Source organism: Nocardia sp. NPDC050697, assembly GCF_040654395.1.
In the GTDB taxonomy this organism is placed as follows: domain Bacteria; phylum Actinomycetota; class Actinomycetes; order Mycobacteriales; family Mycobacteriaceae; genus Nocardia.
In genome coordinates, this window is record NZ_JBFAHY010000005.1 from 22,289 (window position 1) to 39,683 (window position 17,395).

14 protein-coding genes are annotated in these 17,395 nt (G+C 71.3%); 1 reads left to right on the plus strand and 13 read right to left on the minus strand.

Features of this window, described 5'->3' with window-relative positions; translation table 11 throughout:
• Positions 1–49: 49 nt before the first annotated feature.
• The gene (locus tag AB0H71_RS18645) at positions 50–2,974 is read left to right on the plus strand and encodes an RND family transporter (protein WP_357022072.1); all 2,925 of its coding nucleotides are present in this window, start codon (positions 50–52) and stop codon (positions 2,972–2,974) included.
• A gap of 60 nt (positions 2,975–3,034) precedes the next feature.
• Here the strand turns inward: AB0H71_RS18645 and AB0H71_RS18650 are convergent, their stop codons facing one another.
• The 13 genes from AB0H71_RS18650 to AB0H71_RS18710 all read right to left on the minus strand — a co-directional run bounded on the left by AB0H71_RS18650 (position 3,035) and on the right by AB0H71_RS18710 (position 17,025).
• A complete protein-coding gene (locus AB0H71_RS18650) occupies positions 3,035–3,493 on the minus strand; it encodes an SRPBCC family protein (protein ID WP_357022074.1) in 459 nt (152 codons plus the stop codon).
• Between the two features lie 50 nt (positions 3,494–3,543).
• Positions 3,544–5,619 carry an MMPL family transporter gene (locus AB0H71_RS18655; protein ID WP_357022077.1) on the minus strand — a complete coding sequence of 692 codons (2,076 nt, stop codon included), beginning with the start codon at positions 5,617–5,619 and terminating at the stop codon, positions 3,544–3,546.
• Between the two features lie 189 nt (positions 5,620–5,808).
• On the minus strand, positions 5,809–7,173 hold the full coding sequence (locus AB0H71_RS18660) for a cytochrome P450 (RefSeq protein ID WP_357022079.1): 1,365 nt from the start codon (positions 7,171–7,173) through the stop codon (positions 5,809–5,811).
• Positions 7,170–8,123 (minus strand): 2OG-Fe dioxygenase family protein, encoded by a 954-nt coding sequence (locus tag AB0H71_RS18665; RefSeq protein ID WP_357022082.1) that lies wholly within the window; start codon positions 8,121–8,123, stop codon positions 7,170–7,172. Before AB0H71_RS18665 ends, AB0H71_RS18660 begins: the two co-directional genes overlap by 4 nt.
• Positions 8,120–9,241 carry an SDR family oxidoreductase gene (locus tag AB0H71_RS18670; protein WP_357022085.1) on the minus strand — a complete coding sequence of 374 codons (1,122 nt, stop codon included), beginning with the start codon at positions 9,239–9,241 and terminating at the stop codon, positions 8,120–8,122. The genes AB0H71_RS18665 and AB0H71_RS18670 overlap by 4 nt, the downstream gene beginning before the upstream one ends.
• Before the next feature lie 33 nt (positions 9,242–9,274).
• Entirely contained in the window at positions 9,275–9,535 is a 261-nt protein-coding gene (locus tag AB0H71_RS18675; protein WP_357022088.1) for a hypothetical protein, read from the minus strand.
• 20 nt (positions 9,536–9,555) lie between these two features.
• A complete protein-coding gene (locus AB0H71_RS18680) occupies positions 9,556–11,046 on the minus strand; it encodes a class I adenylate-forming enzyme family protein (RefSeq protein ID WP_357022091.1) in 1,491 nt (496 codons plus the stop codon).
• Between the two features lie 59 nt (positions 11,047–11,105).
• Entirely contained in the window at positions 11,106–12,749 is a 1,644-nt protein-coding gene (locus tag AB0H71_RS18685) for a long-chain-fatty-acid--CoA ligase (RefSeq protein ID WP_357022094.1), read from the minus strand.
• Positions 12,746–13,039, minus strand: a complete 294-nt coding sequence (locus tag AB0H71_RS18690; RefSeq protein ID WP_357022097.1) for a phosphopantetheine-binding protein — start codon at positions 13,037–13,039, stop codon at positions 12,746–12,748. The genes AB0H71_RS18685 and AB0H71_RS18690 overlap by 4 nt, the downstream gene beginning before the upstream one ends.
• Complete coding sequence (locus AB0H71_RS18695; protein WP_357022100.1) at positions 13,036–14,322, minus strand: wax ester/triacylglycerol synthase domain-containing protein; 1,287 nt, start codon at positions 14,320–14,322, stop codon at positions 13,036–13,038. The genes AB0H71_RS18690 and AB0H71_RS18695 overlap by 4 nt, the downstream gene beginning before the upstream one ends.
• Positions 14,319–15,476, minus strand: a complete 1,158-nt coding sequence (locus AB0H71_RS18700; protein ID WP_357022103.1) for an acyl-CoA dehydrogenase — start codon at positions 15,474–15,476, stop codon at positions 14,319–14,321. The genes AB0H71_RS18695 and AB0H71_RS18700 overlap by 4 nt, the downstream gene beginning before the upstream one ends.
• A gap of 46 nt (positions 15,477–15,522) precedes the next feature.
• Positions 15,523–15,816 carry an acyl carrier protein gene (locus tag AB0H71_RS18705; protein ID WP_357023241.1) on the minus strand — a complete coding sequence of 98 codons (294 nt, stop codon included), beginning with the start codon at positions 15,814–15,816 and terminating at the stop codon, positions 15,523–15,525.
• A gap of 114 nt (positions 15,817–15,930) precedes the next feature.
• Positions 15,931–17,025 (minus strand): ParB/RepB/Spo0J family partition protein, encoded by a 1,095-nt coding sequence (locus AB0H71_RS18710; protein ID WP_357022106.1) that lies wholly within the window; start codon positions 17,023–17,025, stop codon positions 15,931–15,933.
• Between the last annotated feature and the right edge of the window lie 370 nt (positions 17,026–17,395).

Sequence of the window (17,395 nt, forward strand, 5' to 3'; positions counted from 1 at the left end):
CTTGAACAGCGGTTGACCGCCGGGTAATCGTCTCCATAGTTTTATTTCCATGTGGGACGCCGTCGCCAAATTCTCCAGCCGATACGCATTTCTCGTGATCGGCCTGTGGGTTCTCGTTGCCGCCGCCGGGAATCTGCTCGTTCCCCAGGTGGAGCACACCGCACGGACGCACGCACAGGGATTTCTGCCGCACGAGGCGCAGGTGAATGCCGTCGGCGCGATCATGGCGAGGGAGTTCGGCGACGGCGGCGGCGCCAACCTCAATTACCTGGTTCTCGAGGGCGACCGCCCGCTCGGCCCGGCCGAGCGGGCCTACCACGACGACCTGCTCGCGCGGCTACGCGCGGACACCGCCCACGTGGAGTCGGTGATGGATCTGTGGTCCGACCCGATCACCGCCGAGGGGGCCGAGAGCGCCGACGGCAAAGCCGCCTACACGATGCTGCGGCTGCGCGGCGAACTGGGCGCCGCGCAGGCCAACGAGTCGGTGGCGGCGGTCCGCGAGATCGTGGCAGGCCACGCGGCGCCGTCGGGGCTGCGCGTCCTCGTCTCCGGGCCCGGTGCGGTCATCTCCGACCAGATCACGGCGATCGACGAACAGATGCTGGTGATCACCGGCGCCACGGTGGTGCTCATCGCACTGCTGCTGCTGCTCGTCTACCGGAACCTGGTCACCGCGCACATCCCGCTGCTGACCGTCGGGCTCGCGCTCGCGGTGACCAGACCGATCATCGCCTTCCTCGGTGAACGCGACCTCATCGAGGTGTCGATCTTCTCGGTGTCGCTGCTCGGTGCCCTCGTCCTCGGCGCGGCCACCGACTACGCCATCTTCGTGCTCGGCCGCTATCACGAGATCCGGCGCTCGGGGGTGCCGCACGACGCGGCGCTGCTGCTCGCCTATCGCAGCGTCGCACCGGTCATCCTGGGTTCCGGGCTCACCGTGGCCGCGGCACTCGCGTTCCTGATCCTGGCCGACATCGGCATGCTCAGCAGTGCCGGATTGCCCTGCGCCATCGGCGTGCTCACCGGCATGCTGGCGGCGCTGACCCTGCTGCCCGCGATCATCGCCGTCGCCGGCAAGCGCGGCTACCTGCGGCCGCGGGCCCGGGTGGCCGGCGCCGGCGGGCGCTGGCGGCCGATCGGCACGCTCGTCGCCCGGTGGCCCGGCCCCGCCCTGGTCGGTTCGGTGCTGGTGCTGGTGCTCTGCGCGCTGCCCGCCGCGCAGACCCGGCTCGGTTTCGACGAACTGGCGGCGATCCCGGACACCACCGAGGCCACCGCCGGATTCCAGGCGATGGACCGGCACTTCCCGGAGAACAGCCTGCTCCCCGAGATCGTCTTCATCCGCTCCGACCACGACCTGCGCGATCCGGCGGGCGTCATCGCGATCGAGCGGGTCACCCGCGGCATCATGGAGATCCCCGGGATTCGCATGGTGCAGTCCGCCTCCCGGCCGTCGGGCGCCATTCCGGAGCAGGCCGCGCTCACCGCGCAGGCCGGGCTCGTCGCCGATCAGCTGGACAGCGGAACGTCGCAGATGGCCGAGCGTCTCGGCGCCATCGACGAGGTGGCGGCCTCGCTCCGGCAACTCGAGACCGCCATCGGGCAGCTCCAGCTCGGGCTCTCCGGCGCCGCCGACGGTATCGGCGCGCTCGACCAGGGCGTCGGGGTCATGCAGTCCGGGATGCGGACGCTGCGCGACAATGTCGGCAGGGTGTCGGAGTACATGGCCCCGCTGCGCGCCTTCACCGGCGCCAACCCCGGCTGCGCGCGCGACGGGCTCTGCGCCCTGGTGCTGGACGCGGTCGAACCGATGGACGCCGTCGTGGCCGCCACCGAGTCGATGACCAGCGGTGCCGAAACGCTCGGCGGGGGCGCGCAGGATCTGGCGCGGGTGTTCGCCACCACCAATGCCTCGGTCGAGACGATGCGCGCCACGGTTGCCCGGCTCGGCTCGGTCACCGCGCAGCTCACCGCGGCCGTCGCCGAGACCAGGACCATGTTCTCCGGGCTCGTCGAGTACCTGCGGGCCATGCGCGCGGACTTCCGGAACAGCGGTGAGGGCGGCTTCTACCTGCCCCAGCAGGCGTGGAGCGACCCGCGTTTCCAGCGGGCCGCGCAGCTGTACTTCTCCCCGGACGGCCGTTCCGCGCGGTTGATGGTGTTCGGCGAGGGCAAGATGTTCGGCGCCGACGGCGCCGAACGCGCCGCCGAGATCCTGCTCGCGGTGCACGAGGCCACCAAGGAGGGCACCCTCGCCGGAAGTACCGCGAACACGACGGGATTCGGCACCGGCACCGCGGAGCTGCGCGAGTTCGTCATCGACGACTTCCTGCTGCTCGCCATCGCGGCGCTGGCGATGGTGTTCCTCATCGTGCTGGTCATGCTGCGCAGCCCGATCGCGGCGGCGGTCGTCATCGGCACGGTGGTGCTCTCCTACATCTCGGCGATCGGGATCAGCACGGTGATCTGGCAGGACCTGATCGGCAAGGACCTGCACTGGCCGGTCCCGACGATCGCGCTCATCGCGCTGGTGGCGGTCGGCGCGGATTACAACCTGATGCTGACCATGCGGCTCCGCGAGGAGGTGTTCGAGCGCGGCGCGGGGCTGCGCACCGGCATGATCCGCGCCTTCGCCGGCACCGGCGCGGTGGTCACCGTGGCGGGGCTGGTCTTCGGCCTCACCATGTTCGCGCTGCTCACCGGCACGGTCCTGAGCATCATGCAGGTGGGCACCTCGGTCGGCATCGGGCTCCTGATCGACACGCTCATCGTGCGCACGTTCGTGGTGCCCGGCATGGCGGGGCTGCTCGGCCGGTGGTTCTGGTGGACGCCGGCGCCCCTGGTGCGCGGGCTGATCCGGCACCGACCGGCGCGTGCCGCGCAGCCGCCGAACGCAGCACCGTCGCCGAGCGAAGGAGCGGCGCCGGCCTCCGAACCGCGGCGAGTGCCGGTGCGCCCCGGTATCCGCTGACCCGGACGACGAAGGCGGCACCCGAAGCGGGGTGCCGCCTTTCGTGTGCGTGGACGCCGGTCAGCCGGCCGCACCCCGGTGCGCGGCGGCGTAGGCGGACTCCAGTTCGCGGCGGAGGTTCGACTCCACGTACCGGGCCGCGCGGCCCGCGACCACGTCGTTCATCCGCCGCAGCGCGGCGGCGGCGAGACCGCCGGGAATCCGGTACTCCACCCGGATGCGAATCTCGGTGACCCGCGCACCGCGCGGCCGGAACTCCACGCGGGCCCGCACCTGCGGCGGCTCCGCGGATTCCAGCACGATCGCCGCTCCGTCCTCCCACTCCGTCGCCACCAGCTCGAAGGTGTACGACAGCACCCCGGAGAAGGTGGCGGCGAACCGGGCGCCGGCGCCCGCGGTCCGGTCACCGCTCGGCTCGAACCGCGAGATGCCGAACATCCAGCTCGGCACGGTGCGATGGTCGGTCACGAAGCCGAAGGCGAAATCGCTGGGAGCCGCCACCTCGGCGCGGCGATCCACGGAGGCCAACATATCTCTCGCTCACCGGCCGCAGCCGCGGCCTGATCGGACTACTCGGGCAATGGCACCGGCTGCCGCGCCCCGGTCGGGGGCGCGGTGCGCGGAAACGGGCTCCACCAGTTCGCGGCGCCCATCAGCGTGACGAGCGCGGGGACCAGCAGCATGCGCACGACGGTGGCGTCGATCAGGATGGCCAGCGCCATGCCGAGCGCGGCCACCTTGATCAGCGTGACGTCGGAGAGCGCGGCCGCGCCGGTCACGATCACGAACAGCGCCGCCGCGGTGGTGATGATGCGTCCGGTCTTCGACACCCCCTCGCGCACGGCCTCCTCGGTCTCCGCGCCGCGCTCGCGCGCCTCGAGCATGCGGGACATCAGGAAGACCTCGTAGTCGGTGGAGAGCCCGAAGACGGCGACCACCACCACGATCAGCGCGGGTGTCGGCAGCGGCGCCGGCTCCGCCCCGAGCAGGCCGGCGCCGTGCCCGTCGACGAAGATCCAGGTGAGCACGCCGAAGGTGGCGGTCAGGCTGATCACGGCCATGGCGACCGCCTTCAGCGGCAGCACGATCGACCGGAACGCGACCGTCATGACCAGCAGTGTCGCGGCGATCACGATGGTGAGGGCGAGCGGAACCGCGCCCACCATCGAGGCATTGCTGTCGGCCCGGAGCGCGTTCATGCCGCCCACCTGAACGGTCGCCCCCGCCGGCACCGGGAGCGCCCGGATCGCGGCCACCATCTCCTCGGCGCCCGGCGTGAAATCGGGGCTCGTCGAGAGCGCCCGCAGCAGGACGCCGTCGCGCTCCTCGGCCAACCGGACCACCGTGCGGACACCGTCGACGCGCTGGATCTCACCGGCCACCCTGGAGACGGCGTCGGCGGCCGGTGCGGCCCCGTCCGCTCCCCGCACCAGCACGGTCGCGCCCTCGCTCGCATTGGGGAACTCGGCGGACAGGTGGGCCTGCGCGACCCGCACGGAGTCGTCGGCGGGCAGCACGTTCGGGGTGATCCCGCCCATCCGCACCCCGAGGAACGGCGCGCTCAGCACGAGCAGGAGCCCGGCCACGAGCACCGTCACCAGGACGGGCCTGCGCATGACCGAGGTCGCCAGCCCGGCCCAGCGCCGCTCGGCACGCTCTTCCCCGCGGCGGACGGCGCCATGTCGCCAGGGCAGGGCGTTGATCCGCTCCCCCATCATCGACAGCGCGGCGGGCAGCGCGGTGACCGAGACGAAGGCGGCGATCACGATCGCGGCGATGGCCCCGAAGCCGAGCGAGCGCAGCATCGACGGCGGGAAGACCATGGTGCCCGCGAAGGCGCACACGAGCAGCAGCGCCGAGAAGGCGATGGTCCGCCCCGCGGTGCGCACGGAGTGCGCGGCCGCCGCGGCGGGCGTCCGGCCGGCGCGGAGCTCCTCACGGAACCGGCTCACCATGAACAGGCCGTAGTCGATGGCCAGCCCGAGCCCGAGGATGGAGGCGATATTCACCGCGAAGGCACTCACCCCGGTGACGGTGCTCAGGGCGCGCAGCGCGCCGAGCGCACCGATCATGGCCAGCCCGCCGACCACCACCGGCACCGACGCCGCGACGAAACCGCCGAAGACCACGACGAGCAGGATCAACATGAGCGGGATCGCGACCGATTCGGCGATGACGACGCTGATCAGCGACTTCTGGTTGAAGGCGTCGAGGACCGGAATGAACCCGGCGAACTCGGTGCCGACGCCGGGCACCGTCAGGGTGGCGCGCAGCTCGGCGTAGTTCTTCAGCTGGTCGCTCATAGAACCGTTGAGGCTGACACCGGCGATCGCGTGGCGGCGGTCGGCGGAGATCATCGCCGCCTGCCGCAGCCCGCCCGCGGTCCAATACGACTCGATCGGCTTCGCCAGCAGTTCGCCGGGCACGGCGTCGAACCGCGGCAGCACCTGTGGCCGGATGTCGTCGAGGGTCTTGCCCTCCGGAGCGGTGTAGATCGCCACGACATCCGGCGTCTGCTTGCCGAACGCCGCGGCCACCAGCCGGTCGGTGACGGCGGACTCGCTGGCCGGATCCTCGTACCCCGCCAGATCGAGGCGGTCGACCACTCCGGCCCCCCAGGCGCCGGCGAGCAGAATCAGTACCACCGTGACGCCGACGACCCATCGCGGACGCGTCGTCGCGAACCGTGCCCACCGCTGCATAACCAACCCCTCGGTCGTCGAGCGGCGTCGATGGTCGCTCGCGCCGCGGCTGCCTCGACAACAATGTGTCGGCGCGTCACGCGCTGTCAATCACTCTCGCGCCGAACAGTTTTGCGCACCCACGCGCCGGTCTCACCCGGTCGGCGCCGGCTCGCGCGGTGTCGCGCGCAGGACTCCGCCCCGCGCCGGGACCAGGACCAGCGCCTTGCGCCGGATCTGCTCACCGCCCCCCGGCACACCGCCGGAGAGCTCCGCGACCCGGAGGATGGCCTGCGCGACCAAGCGGGTCTGGAACGCGCCCATGTGATCGCCGAGGCACCGGTGCGGGCCGCCGCCGAAGGGGATGTGCCCGAACGGGGTTCGCCGGGTCTCCAGGAAGCGCTCCGGCCGGAAGAGTTCCGGGTCCTCGTAGAGCTCGGCCTTCCGGTGCACCGCGCGGATCACCGGCAGGATCAGCGTGTTCGGCGGGAACACGTGCTCGCCGAGCGCGAAATTCCTGCGGGTGACGCGGCCGACGAAGGCCAGCGGCGGCCGCAGCCGCAGCGTCTCCTGCACGACCGCGTCCATGTACTCGTGCCCGGCGCCGGCACGGGCCTCCGCGCTGGCCCTGGCGTAGACATCGGGGTTGTGCACCAGCCGCTCCAGCACCCAGCTGGCGAGGGTGGCCGAGGTCTCGTGCCCGCCGATCAGGATCGTGAAGAGCTGATCGCGCAGTTCCCGGTCGGTCAGCGGCTCCCCCTCGGCGCGCATCAGCAGATCGAGCAGATCGCTGTGCTCGACGCCCGGCTGCGCCCGTCTGCGGGCGATCTCGGCGTAGACAAGCTCGTTGCAGTGGGCGCGCACCCGCTGGAAGCTGCGCCACAGCCGCAACGCGCCGAGTTGCCGCAGCCCGTACCGGAATGTCGCCTGCGGTGAGGTGGCCGTGGCGAGCAGCTCGCGCATGGGTGGCATCCACCGCGGCATGTCGGCATCGGAGATCGACAGCGACATCTTCAGGATCAGCTCCAGCGACAGGTCCAGCATGGACGAGTGCACCAGGACCCGATCCCGGCCGAACCAGGTGCGCGCCTCCCGTTCGGCGCTGCCCGCGATGAACTCACCCCAGGCGGCGAGCGCGTCGCCGCGCAGCCCCGGCAGCAGCACCTTGCGCAACCGCCGGTGCTCGGGGCCGTTGAGCAGGAACAGCGACCGGTCGCCGTAGAGCAGTTCCAGCGCGCGGTTGGCGCCGGCCGAATCGACCAGGTCGTCGGCGGCGGTGAACAGCGGCTTGATCAGCGCCGGATCACGCAGCAGCACCAGCTGCGCGCCGTCGGGCAGGAAGTGCGGGAAGCGCGGCAGCCGCAGCCACACCACGTCCCCGTAGCGATCGAACTGTTCGTCGATCACGTCGTCGCCCCGGCGCATCATGCCCCACAGCAGGGCGGGCCACACCCACATCCGCGGCCCCGGTGTCGCGGTCGGCGTGAGTTCGGCCGGCGTCGAATCGGTCGAGGTCATGGCTCCTCCGAGAGCGCGCCGCGCACCGGCGGCACGGACAGTGGCAGGGTGGCGTGCCTGCGCAGTGAATCGTGGCGATGGGAGACATGCCCCGGAACCGTCGGCTTCCTGGTGAAGAAGACGAGCATGTCGCGGGTGGCGACCCGCGAGGTGTCGGCCGCCAGCACCGGCGAGAGGCTGTGTTTGAACTCGTGGTCGACCACGAGCAGGGTGTCCAGGAATCGGCGGTGCTGGTACTGGCCGATGCGCAGCGCCGGATCCACCTCGTCCCAGCCGATGGCATTGGTCTCGCGCATGTCGTGGATGAAGGTGCGGGCGCTGTCGTCGGTCATGTTCTCCGCACCGAGCATGGTGGTCATGGTGTGGTCGACGCCGTCGCTGTGCACCCCCTCCAGCGCGGGCTCACCCGTGAGCGCGGGGGTGGTCACGGTCCGCAGGTGGAACAGCGTGCAGACCCAGTTCGCGCTGCCGTAGTCGAGCTTCGGCCGGTGCGCGATGTCGAGGCCGTCCACCACGAACGCCTTGAAGCGCAGCAGGCCCTGCAGGGCGCGATTGGACTGCAGATCGGCACCGATCTCCGCGAATTGCCGGATCTGGCCCGAGTCGTAGCGAACGAAATCCTCGTCGGCGGAGAGCACGAAGGGCTGGAACTCCAGCCGATCGATCCGTCCCGCCCGGTTGTCGAAGAAGTACCGCCCGTTCCTGGCTTTCCGGAACGGCAGCGTCGGGTCGTCGGGCAGGTCGGTGCTGGCCCGCTGCAGCGCCGCCAAGTCGGAGTCGCTGGCGCCGAGGCCACGGAGCAGCCGGGACATTCGCTCACCCCCGACGAAGATCGCGCGGTGGCGCTCGTACTCGGCCTTGATCTCGGTCAGTTCGGCGACCACGTCCGCGGCCGCGGCGCCCGGTGTCGCGAGTACGCCGTCCACGAAATTCTGCTGACGAACAGTCATGATGGGGTCTCCATGGCGGATTTCTGGTATTCGATGAACCACTCGACGTACCGGGACATCTCGTCCGCGCTCAGCGGGCAGGACAGCGCGCCCGCTCCCAGCACGGCCTCGGAATTCGTGACGTCGAAGTGCTTCTCGTCGTTCAGGTACGGGCGGTAGAAGTCCAGCTGGTCGTCGAGCTTCTGGTCGACGAGGGTGAAGTCACCGACGTCGTCGACGAAGATCGGACGCATCATGCCGAGCGCCGTCGTCGCGCTGTCCCAGCAGTCGGCGAGCCGGGGTGGGGTGCTGTTGGCGAGGTGGTAGATCCCGCTGCCCGCGCCCCGCGCCGCGATCCGCACCGCGGCGCTCGCGACCAGGTCGACGGGGATGAAGTTGACCGGCGTCTGCCCGTCGGCGAGCAGCCGCAGCGGGCGGAAGTTCAGCAGGTCGCCGAGCGATCGGCGCACCGTGGCGCGCGTGCGCTGCAAGCCCTGGATGAAGCCGTACAGCCCGCTGAAGGTGGTCGCCACCCGGGTCCGGCTGTGCCCGATGACGATGCTCGGGCGGAAGACGCGGGTGGTGTCGAATCCGGCGCCGGCGACGATGCGCTCGGCGGCGATCTTCGTGCGCTCGTAGTGGTTGTTCGGCATCGGCGGCTCGGGCACCGCGGTCTCGGCGACCCGGCCACGCCGCCGCCCCGCCACATAGGCGGTGCTGACGTAGGTGAAGACGCCGCAGTCGGCCTTGTGCGCCAGGTCCACGATATTCGCGGTGCCCTGCTCGTTGTGCAGCGTGATCTCGTCGGCGCGCACGTCCTCGAACGCGAGCGAGGCCGCCGCGTGCCACACCTCGGTGATCCCGCGCAGCTCACCCGGCTCCACCCCGCCGGTCGGCGCGGTGATGTCGCCGGTCACGGCGCGGCAGCGGGACAGCTGCTCCCCGGTGAGCTCGATGCCGTACATGGCGGCGCTCGCGCGCAGCGCCGCGCGCAGCCGGTCGGCGCTGGTCGCGGCACCGCGGGATCGGATCAGGCAGACCAGTTCGGCGTCGGTCCCGCACAGCAGTTCCACCGCCAGCGCGCCGCCGACGAAGCCGGTGACGCCGGTCAGTAACACGGTGTCGCTGGATGTGAGCATGTCGGCTCCTCGGTTGTCGGGTCGGAGCGCCGGTCAGATCGGGGCCGGGAGCCCGGCGTACAGCGATCGGTAGGCGCTGCGCAGGGTCAGGTCACCGAGTTCGGGGACCTCGAGCAGCTCGTCGCCGCGCAGGGTCTCGATGAAGCGCAGCAGCGCGACCAGCTGCAGCGACTCCAGCCCGGCCTCGGTGACCAGGTTGTCGTCCGGGTTCACCGGGCCGTGTTCGGGGCCCCGCAGTTCGGCGATGTAGCCCGCCGTGGCGTCGATGAACGCGGTTTCGTCCAGGGTGGTCATGGCACTCCTCGGTCTCTCGGTCAGCGCGCGCCGACGGTGGTCTCGGATTCCCAGCGCTGCTCGCAGCCCCGCCGGTCCAGCTTTTCCGGGCCGGTCCGCGGCAGCGGCTCGGTGACGCGCACGACGCGGCCGGGTGCGCGCTGGACGCCGAGGCTCGCGCGCAGGGCGGCGTGCACCTCGGTGGTGGTCGTCGCGGAGTCGGTGCCGAGCCGCACGAGCAGCCCGAGGTCCTCGAGGTCGTGGGTGAGCAGCGGCACCGCGGCCGCCTCCAGCACGCCGGGCACCGCGAGCGCCGCCTCCTCTACCTCGTTGAGGTAGATGGAGAAGCCGCCCTTCATCACGACGTGCTTGCGCCTGCCCGCGATCCGGTAGACGCCCGCGCCGTCGCGCCGGACGATGTCGCCGGTGCGGAACCAGCGGCCGTCGTAGGCCTGCGCGGTGGCCTGCTCGTTGTTGTAGTAGTAGTCGAGCAGGGTTGGCCCCGACAGCTGCAGCTCGCCCTCCCCCGCGCCGGCGACGACCTCGCCGTTCTCGCCGACGAGCCGGGCCTGCAGCAGCCACGGCACCCCGATGTCGGTCGTGGCGTCGCCGTTCGGGTCGAGGTGGCCGAAGAAGATGGTGCACATGGCCTCCGAGATGCCGAAGCAGTTCACCAGCGGGAGGCCGAAGCGCTCGGCGAAGCGGCCCTGCAGCCGCGCCGAGACCGGCGCGCTGCCGGTCAGGCAGAGCGGCGCCGTGCCACCGGGCGAGCGCGGCAGCGCGACCTGATTCACCATCTCGACCTGCGCCGGGAACAGGTAGGCCTGCTCGACCCCGAACTCCTCCACCGCCCGCCAGTAGTTCCTGGCCGTGGCGAGGGTGAGTTCGGGCAGGACGACGGTGGCCGCGTCGCTGAACGGCGCCCAGGTGTAGTTGAGGTTCAGCACGCCCGACCCCGACAGCCGCGCGTTGCAGCCGATCCGGCGCGGCCGCGCCCCGTAGCGGTAGGTGCACGCGGCTGCCGAATAGTGCATGGTGAGCGCGAGTTTGCTGTGCGTGAAGGGGATCCCCTTGGGATCACCGGTGCTGCCCGAGGTGTAACCGAGCATCGCCGTGCCCTTCGGCAGCGGCGCGGCGAACCCGGCCGCCCCGTTCAGCCGCACCGGCTCGGCCGCGCCCGCCATGTCCAGCGCGAAGTTCGCCCCGGAGTGCTCGACCACGTTCGCGCGCAACCGATCACCCCACGCCGGGTCGATCAGGACGGCGGTGGCGTCGAGCCGCCACAGCGCCAGCAGCGCCGGGATCATGTCCAGGTGGTCGGCGAGGGTCAGCGCGCAGCGCGCCCCCTCGCCCATGCCGAGCGTCCGGTAGCCGCGCAGCAGCCGGTCACTCCGCTCGGCGATATCGGCCCAGGTCAGCCTGTGCCCCTCGAAGGGCGCGCGGGCATAGACGATGGCATCGGCCTCGGGGGCCTCCTCGGCGCGCAGCAGATAGCGGGCGGCGAGTTCACGAACTGCGGGGTCCGACGGCACGGCGTTCCCTCCCTCTCGTCATCGGTGGATTGCGAACCGGCGGAATCGCCGGGCGTCGCTCAGGCCGGAGCGCCGGCGAAGATCGCCTTGGCCTCGAGGTGTTTGACCTTCCCGGACGGGGTCTTCGGGATGGCGCCGCGCGGCCTGGTCAGCACCTTCGGGCTCACGCCGATCCGGTCGAAGACGCGCCGCGCCACCGCGCGCTGGATCTCCCGGTGGTCGAGGTCCCCGCCACCGACCTCGACCACGATCCAGAGCTGCTCGGGCCTGCCCGGCTCGGCGGTGCCGAACGCGACGACGCCGCCCTGGCGCACCCCGTCCACCACCTCGGCGGCCCGCTCCACATCGGCCGGATAGATATTGCGTCCCGACAGGATGACGACGTTCTTCGACCTGCCGCAGATCGCGACCTGGCCGTCCTCGGTCAGGTATCCGATATCCCCGGTGTGCAGCCAGCCGTCTCCGTCGACGGCGTCGACCCGGCCACCGGTGGTGATGTAGTGCGAGGTCACCGCCGCGCCGCGGATGAGCAGCTCACCGACGGTCCGCGGGGCTGCCGCGGCCGCGACGCGGACCTCCATCCCGAGCAGCGGCGCGCCGAGCAGCACCACTTCGCGGCTCGCGTGCGGCCCGTCGTGCTCGGACGGCGTGCGCGGCACCGCGCGGCCACCCGCGGCCAGCTGCTCGCCGTCGACCACGTCGACCGTCATCCCGTCGCCGAGCGCGGCGAAGGACACCGCCAGCGTCGCCTCGGCCATTCCGTAGGCGGCGACGATCGCGCTCGGGTCGAACCCGAAGCGCGCCGCGGCCGCGGCGAATCCGCGCATGGCGGCGGGGTCGATCGGCTCCGCGCCGCAGAGCGCGAAGCGCAGCGTGGAGAGGTCGTAGTGGCCCTCCTGCTCGACCCGCGCGAGCCTGCGCTGGATGATCGAGTACGCGAAGTTCGGTGCCGCCGTGATGGTGCCGCGATGGTCGGTGATGATGCGCAGCCAGTTCAGCGGCGACCGCAGGAATTCCAGCGGCGACACGCACACGGCCTTGATCCCGAACGCCATCGGTGTCACCAGGAAGCCGATCATGCCCATGTCGTGCGAGAGCGGCAGCCAGCTCACCATCACGTCGTTCTCCGGGGTGCCGAGCGAGCCCCCGTACATGGCGTTGCCGTTGGCATACAGGTTGCGGTGCGAGATGGCGACCGCCTTGGGTGCGCCGGTCGAGCCCGAGGTCAGCTGGTAGACCGCGATGTCGTCCTCGGCACAGTCGACGAGGTCGCCGGGGGTCGTGCCCCAGTCGTGGTCGAGCCGGACGACGGTCAGGCCGCGCTCCGTGAAGCCGCCCGCCGCCGCGAGGAACGGCGAGCCCAGTACGAGGTGCTCGATGCCGAGCATCCCGATGACGCCGTCGCACCCGGCCTGCCATTCGGCGAGGTCGGCCTGCGGCGTCGGCTGCTGCAGCATGGTCAGCGCCGCGCCCCGCATCCAGACGGCCTGGGCGAGCGGGGCGACCTCGGCGGGGTCGATCGCCAGCGCGGCCACGCGTGTTCCCGGACCGACGCCGAGGCTCTGCAACCGGCCCGCCATGATCGAGGCGCGCCTGCTGACCTCCTTCCAGCTGGTCTCGGTCAGCTCGGTGCTCGGGCCGCTCCAGAGCCCCCGCCCGGTGTCGAGCGCCGGGCCGAGCAGCTGGTCCATGAATTCGCTCATCGTCGTTCTCCCTTCGTCACGGCGGGCGCGGGGGCACCGCCGGTGGCCGCACGGACGAGGCGAACGACGTCGCCGAAGGTCGTACAGCGCATGAATTCCTCGCGATCGAGGGGGACGCCGAACTCGTCCTGGCACGCGACGATGCCGATGGCGAAGCGCGTCGAATCGAGCCCGAGGTCGGCGACGAGTTCATCGCCGTCGTCGTATTCCCGATCGACCGCGAACAGGTCGTCGGTGAACAGCTCGCGGTTGAAGATCTCGGCCACCGCGGTCCGGATCGGATCGTTCACGACACCACACCCGCCTCCACGTAGTCCGTGAGCAGCTGGGCGGCGGTCACGCCGATCTTGTCGCCGCAGGCGTCGGGATCCCAGACGATGCCAATGTAGACGGTCCCGCCGAGGACGAGGCAGGTGAACGACAGCGCGTTCCCGAGCAGCGGCGACAGCGTGTGGATGGCGGTGAATTCGTTGCCGAGCACCGTCTTCAGGTTCACGTAGGCCGGGCTCACCCCGACGTGCAGGTCCGGCGCCAGCGCCGCCAGCGCCGCGCGCGCGGCGGCCCCGCGAGCCCGCCACGGCAGCCATCGCCCGAAGCGGGCGAGCACCGGCAGCGCCACCTCGGCGCGGGCGTCGAGCACCGCGCCGAGCTGGGCTCGGGTCGCCTCGACCCGGTCGGCCAGCGCGGCCTCCGGCCCCGCGGCGTTGATCAGCACCATCGAGACCGCGTTGCCCGAGTGGCGCAGGTCCCGGTCGAAGGTGGCGGGGAGGAAGGCGCGCAGGGTCCGCGGCATCTCGTCCGCGGGCAGAACCGTCCGCGCGGCGTCCGCGACCGCGGCGCCGACGGCCGCGATCAGGAACTCCGCCGTCCCGGCGCCGTGGCCGACGGCCGCCCTGCGCACCCGGGCCGTCGGCAACTCCACCGCCGCCATCGCGCGCCGCGCGTTCGCCGTCAGCCGCGGCAGCCGCCGTGATCGCGTCGCTTTGCTCCACGCACCGCCGAAAGCCGTGGCGGATCGCACGAATTCGCGGGCGGTCACCCTGGGGCCCGGATAGCGCGGGGCATCGAGGTAGCGGTCGAGCTGGCGCAGCCGCTCCTCGTCGCCGTCGGCGAACAGGGCCGCGAAGGCGGCCGCGGCGATGCCGTCGGACACGGCGTGGCTGCCGAGGATCACCAGCCGCTGCCGCGCCGGGCGAGCCTGGTCGACCAGCACGGCCCGCCAGGCCGGGCGGTTGCGCGGCAGCGGCCGCGCCAGCAGGGCGCTCATCAGCTCGTGCCACTCCGCGTCGTCGGCGACGGCAGCCGAGTCCACGCACGTCATCGCCGTCGGAACGTCGTATTCGCGCAGCACCGCACCGCCGAACCGCCCGTCGCCCGCGCCGAGCCGGAACAACCGGTAGCGCTCGATGCGCTCGCGCATCCGCGCGCTCAGCGGCCCGAGCGCGATCGGCTCGATATCGGCGGCCCGCTCCGCCTCGGGAGCCAGCTCGATCACCACGGTCCAGTGGGTGGGGCGATGCTCGGTCTCGATCTGCAGGAAGAACTCGTCGAGTGCACTGAAGCGGAGCGTCACGACAGCACCCACCGTTCGTGGGCCTCGAGGTCGGGGCGCATCCCCGCGGCGACGGTCTCCCAGAGCACCTCGTCACCGCCGGCCGCCACCCGCGCCAATTTCATGTCTCGCCACCACTTCTCGACCGGCGAAGGGCCGGTCAGATAGCCGTCGCCACCGAAGATGTGCAGACACTCCGACATCACCTCCTCGCCGAGCCGCGCGGCGGTCACCTTCATGCCCGCGGCGGCTCGGAAGGGCACCGGCCCCGCGGCGGCGAGACCCCGCAGGGCATAGCGCATGGTGTCCACGCGCGCCTGGAGGTCGGCGAAGCGCAGCCGCGGCGCCTGGTGTTCGAACAGGGTCCGCCCGAACTGGCTGCGCCGCATCATCTGCGCGACCGAGAGGCCGATGGCGAGATCGCAGGCACCGACCACCAGTCCGGCCACCGACATCCGCTCCACGACCAGGCCGACGCTCGCGGCGGCGAGACCGGTGCCGGGGCGCGCGATCATCGCCTCCGGGGGCACCTCGACATCGAATTCGATCGGCGCGGTGTCGAGGTAGCCGTTGCCGAGCTTGGCGTAGGGACGCCCGACCCTGATCTGGTCGGAGCGCAGCGCGAAGAGGGTGACGCCGCCGTCGCGGTGGTCGCCCGCGGCGCGCGCGACCACGACGATCGCGTCCGCCACGGTACTCAGTGAGACGAACTTCTTGGCACCGCGCACCCGGTATCCGCCCGCCGTCGGCTCCGCGGTGGTGGTGAGCAGGGCGAAATCCGACCCGCCACCGGCCTCCGTGGCGCCGAGGCCGACCACCGCGGTTCCGTGGGTGGCCCGGTCGGCGAGCTCGCGCAGGTACTTCGAGCGGCCGAAGCGGCGCAGGATCGCCAGCGCGGTGTTGTGCGCGCTGACGCCCGCCGCCGCGCTCGCCGACCCGAGTCCGCCCAGGCGCTCGGACAGCCGCACGACGCTTGCGATGTCGGCGTGCGCGCCGCCGGACCAGATACCCTCGAAAACATCGGCCGCACCGAGCCTTTCGATGAGCTCACGCGGAAAGCGCCCGCTCTGCTCACCGCGTTCGGCCTGCTCGATCACGTCGAGCAGCGCCTCGTCGAAGGCCGCGTCGAGTATCCGGTCGAAGGTTCTCGGCTCGGCGGCCGTGCTGGTTGTCATGAAAACCCCGCTTCTCGGTCGAGATCACTGCCCTGGTTCGTGGTGCTCAGGCCGCCGGCCCGGAGATTCCGCGGTGGCGGCACACCATCCGCTCGACGTCGCCCACCGTCTCGCACTCGATGAGCTCCTGCTCCGAGACCCGCACCGCGAGCCGCTCCTCGATCGCGACGAGCGCTACCGCGAAGGCCACCGAATCGAGGCCGAGGTCGGCGATCAGCCGGGACGAGCCGTCCATCGCCGCCGACTCAACCGCGAGATCGTTCCGGACGATATCGAGCAGCACCGTCTCGATATCGGTCGCCTGTGCAGACATGAGAAACCTCCCTGACGCGTCCGGAATTGGACAGCATTCGACCGGCCCCGAAACTCGACCCGGAAATCGCGGCAACAGGCCGCGGACGAGAAAAATGCCGAACCGCTCTTTCCATCTGTTCGAGCCGTTCTGTTTCCGACCCTAACCCCGGCGGGTCTCCGCATCAATGGGCGTGAAATCGTGCTGCGCACTCTGACTTTCCAGCCGGCGCGCCAGATCGGTCCAGGTCTGGGCATTCGCCCGCGCCAGTTTGGCCAGCGCTCCGTGGCAGTGGCTCGACGAATCCAGGAACGCCTGCTTCCGCAGCGCGATCTCACTGACCGACGCGGCGACCGCACGCAACAGCGCGCGCCCCTTCTCGTTGAATCGCAGGGCCGGGTCGTTCTGGAGGCTGCGCAGGATCCCCTGCTGGATCGGCGTGGCCGCCCGGTCGCCCGCGGGCGGCGGCGCGGCGGGGCCGGGCGTGCGCCCGCTCCCCGGCGGTGGCGGCGCCGGCTCGGCGGCGCCCGGCAGCTGCGGCTCGCGCGGTGCGGGCACCGGGTCCTCACCGCGCTCGATCCGCGCCCGCACGTCCCGGACCGTGCCGGGCGAGACATCGGTCAGTTTCGAGATCTGCCGCAGGGACGCGGTGGGGTTGTCGCGAATGATCCGGGCGGCGGCCCTGCGGCCCTCCGCCGTCGCCAGGGACCGCTGCTTGCCGTCGATTCCGATTCGCCTGTGCAGCTGGGCATCTTGCCCAGTTGCGCGCTTCCGCAGTTTGCCCACGGTGTGGTGGGAGAGCCCGGTCGTCTTCGCGATGAGCCGATCCGACCAGTGTGGATGCGAGACCATCAGCCGCGTCGAGGCGGCCTTGCGCTCGGCCAGCGTGAGGGGCAGACCGTGCGCGACGTTCGCCTGCACGGCCAGTGCGAAGGCATCCGCCTCGCTGCCGTCGAAGAACCGGACCGGCACCCGCTCACACCCGCGCGATCGCGCGGCCGCGAGGCGATGCGCGCCGTCGATCAGCCGCATTGTCGGGCGATGCACGATGATCGGCGGCAGCGGTGCCGAGCACTCCGCCAGCAGGCGGACGTGCTCGGCGCTCCGGCTCGACTCTTCGCGCACCGCGACGCTGTCACGAATGGAGTCGACGAGAACGAGCTCCGCCGGAATAGATTCCCACTCGGACAACCAGTGCTGGATCGGCGAGCCGCCGCCGGCAGAGTTCTGCGAATTTCTCTCTCGATCCGGAATCATGCACACCCACATCTCACAGACCAATCGCTCCCGCGATATTCGGAATTCTTTCGCTCCGGCACGCCGCCATTCCACCGATCTCGCCGGTGCCGCCAATTCTCGGCTCGGGACCGACTTGCACCGGTCTCCTCCCCGCCGATCCGATCGCACTCCACGATCACCGCCACGGCATCGAGGCGAGGCTGCTTCATCGGGCCGTCCCACCGAGCGGCCGATTATGCCAAAGCATAATTGAGGATGCTCCGGCATGCCGAGCCGACGCCCGTCTGTGACACAGATCCCAAGCCGAACGGTCTCGCTCTCGCCCGGCGCGCCCTCCGGCTGCGTCTGTGACCGATACCGTTGTGTGACAACCGCTTCGGCACCGTCG

What these genes read in the sequence shown, in the direction of transcription:
- AB0H71_RS18645 (WP_357022072.1), top strand. Translation starts at nt 50, where the DNA reads ATGTGGGACGCCGTCGCCAAATTCTCCAGCCGATACGCATTTCTCGTG.
- AB0H71_RS18660 (WP_357022079.1), bottom strand. Translation starts at nt 7,173, where the DNA reads ATGACCTCGACCGATTCGACGCCGGCCGAACTCACGCCGACCGCGACA.
- AB0H71_RS18665 (WP_357022082.1), bottom strand. Translation starts at nt 8,123, where the DNA reads ATGACTGTTCGTCAGCAGAATTTCGTGGACGGCGTACTCGCGACACCG.
- AB0H71_RS18670 (WP_357022085.1), bottom strand. Translation starts at nt 9,241, where the DNA reads ATGCTCACATCCAGCGACACCGTGTTACTGACCGGCGTCACCGGCTTC.
- AB0H71_RS18675 (WP_357022088.1), bottom strand. Translation starts at nt 9,535, where the DNA reads ATGACCACCCTGGACGAAACCGCGTTCATCGACGCCACGGCGGGCTAC.
- AB0H71_RS18685 (WP_357022094.1), bottom strand. Translation starts at nt 12,749, where the DNA reads ATGAGCGAATTCATGGACCAGCTGCTCGGCCCGGCGCTCGACACCGGG.
- AB0H71_RS18700 (WP_357022103.1), bottom strand. Translation starts at nt 15,476, where the DNA reads ATGACAACCAGCACGGCCGCCGAGCCGAGAACCTTCGACCGGATACTC.
- AB0H71_RS18710 (WP_357022106.1), bottom strand. Translation starts at nt 17,025, where the DNA reads ATGATTCCGGATCGAGAGAGAAATTCGCAGAACTCTGCCGGCGGCGGC.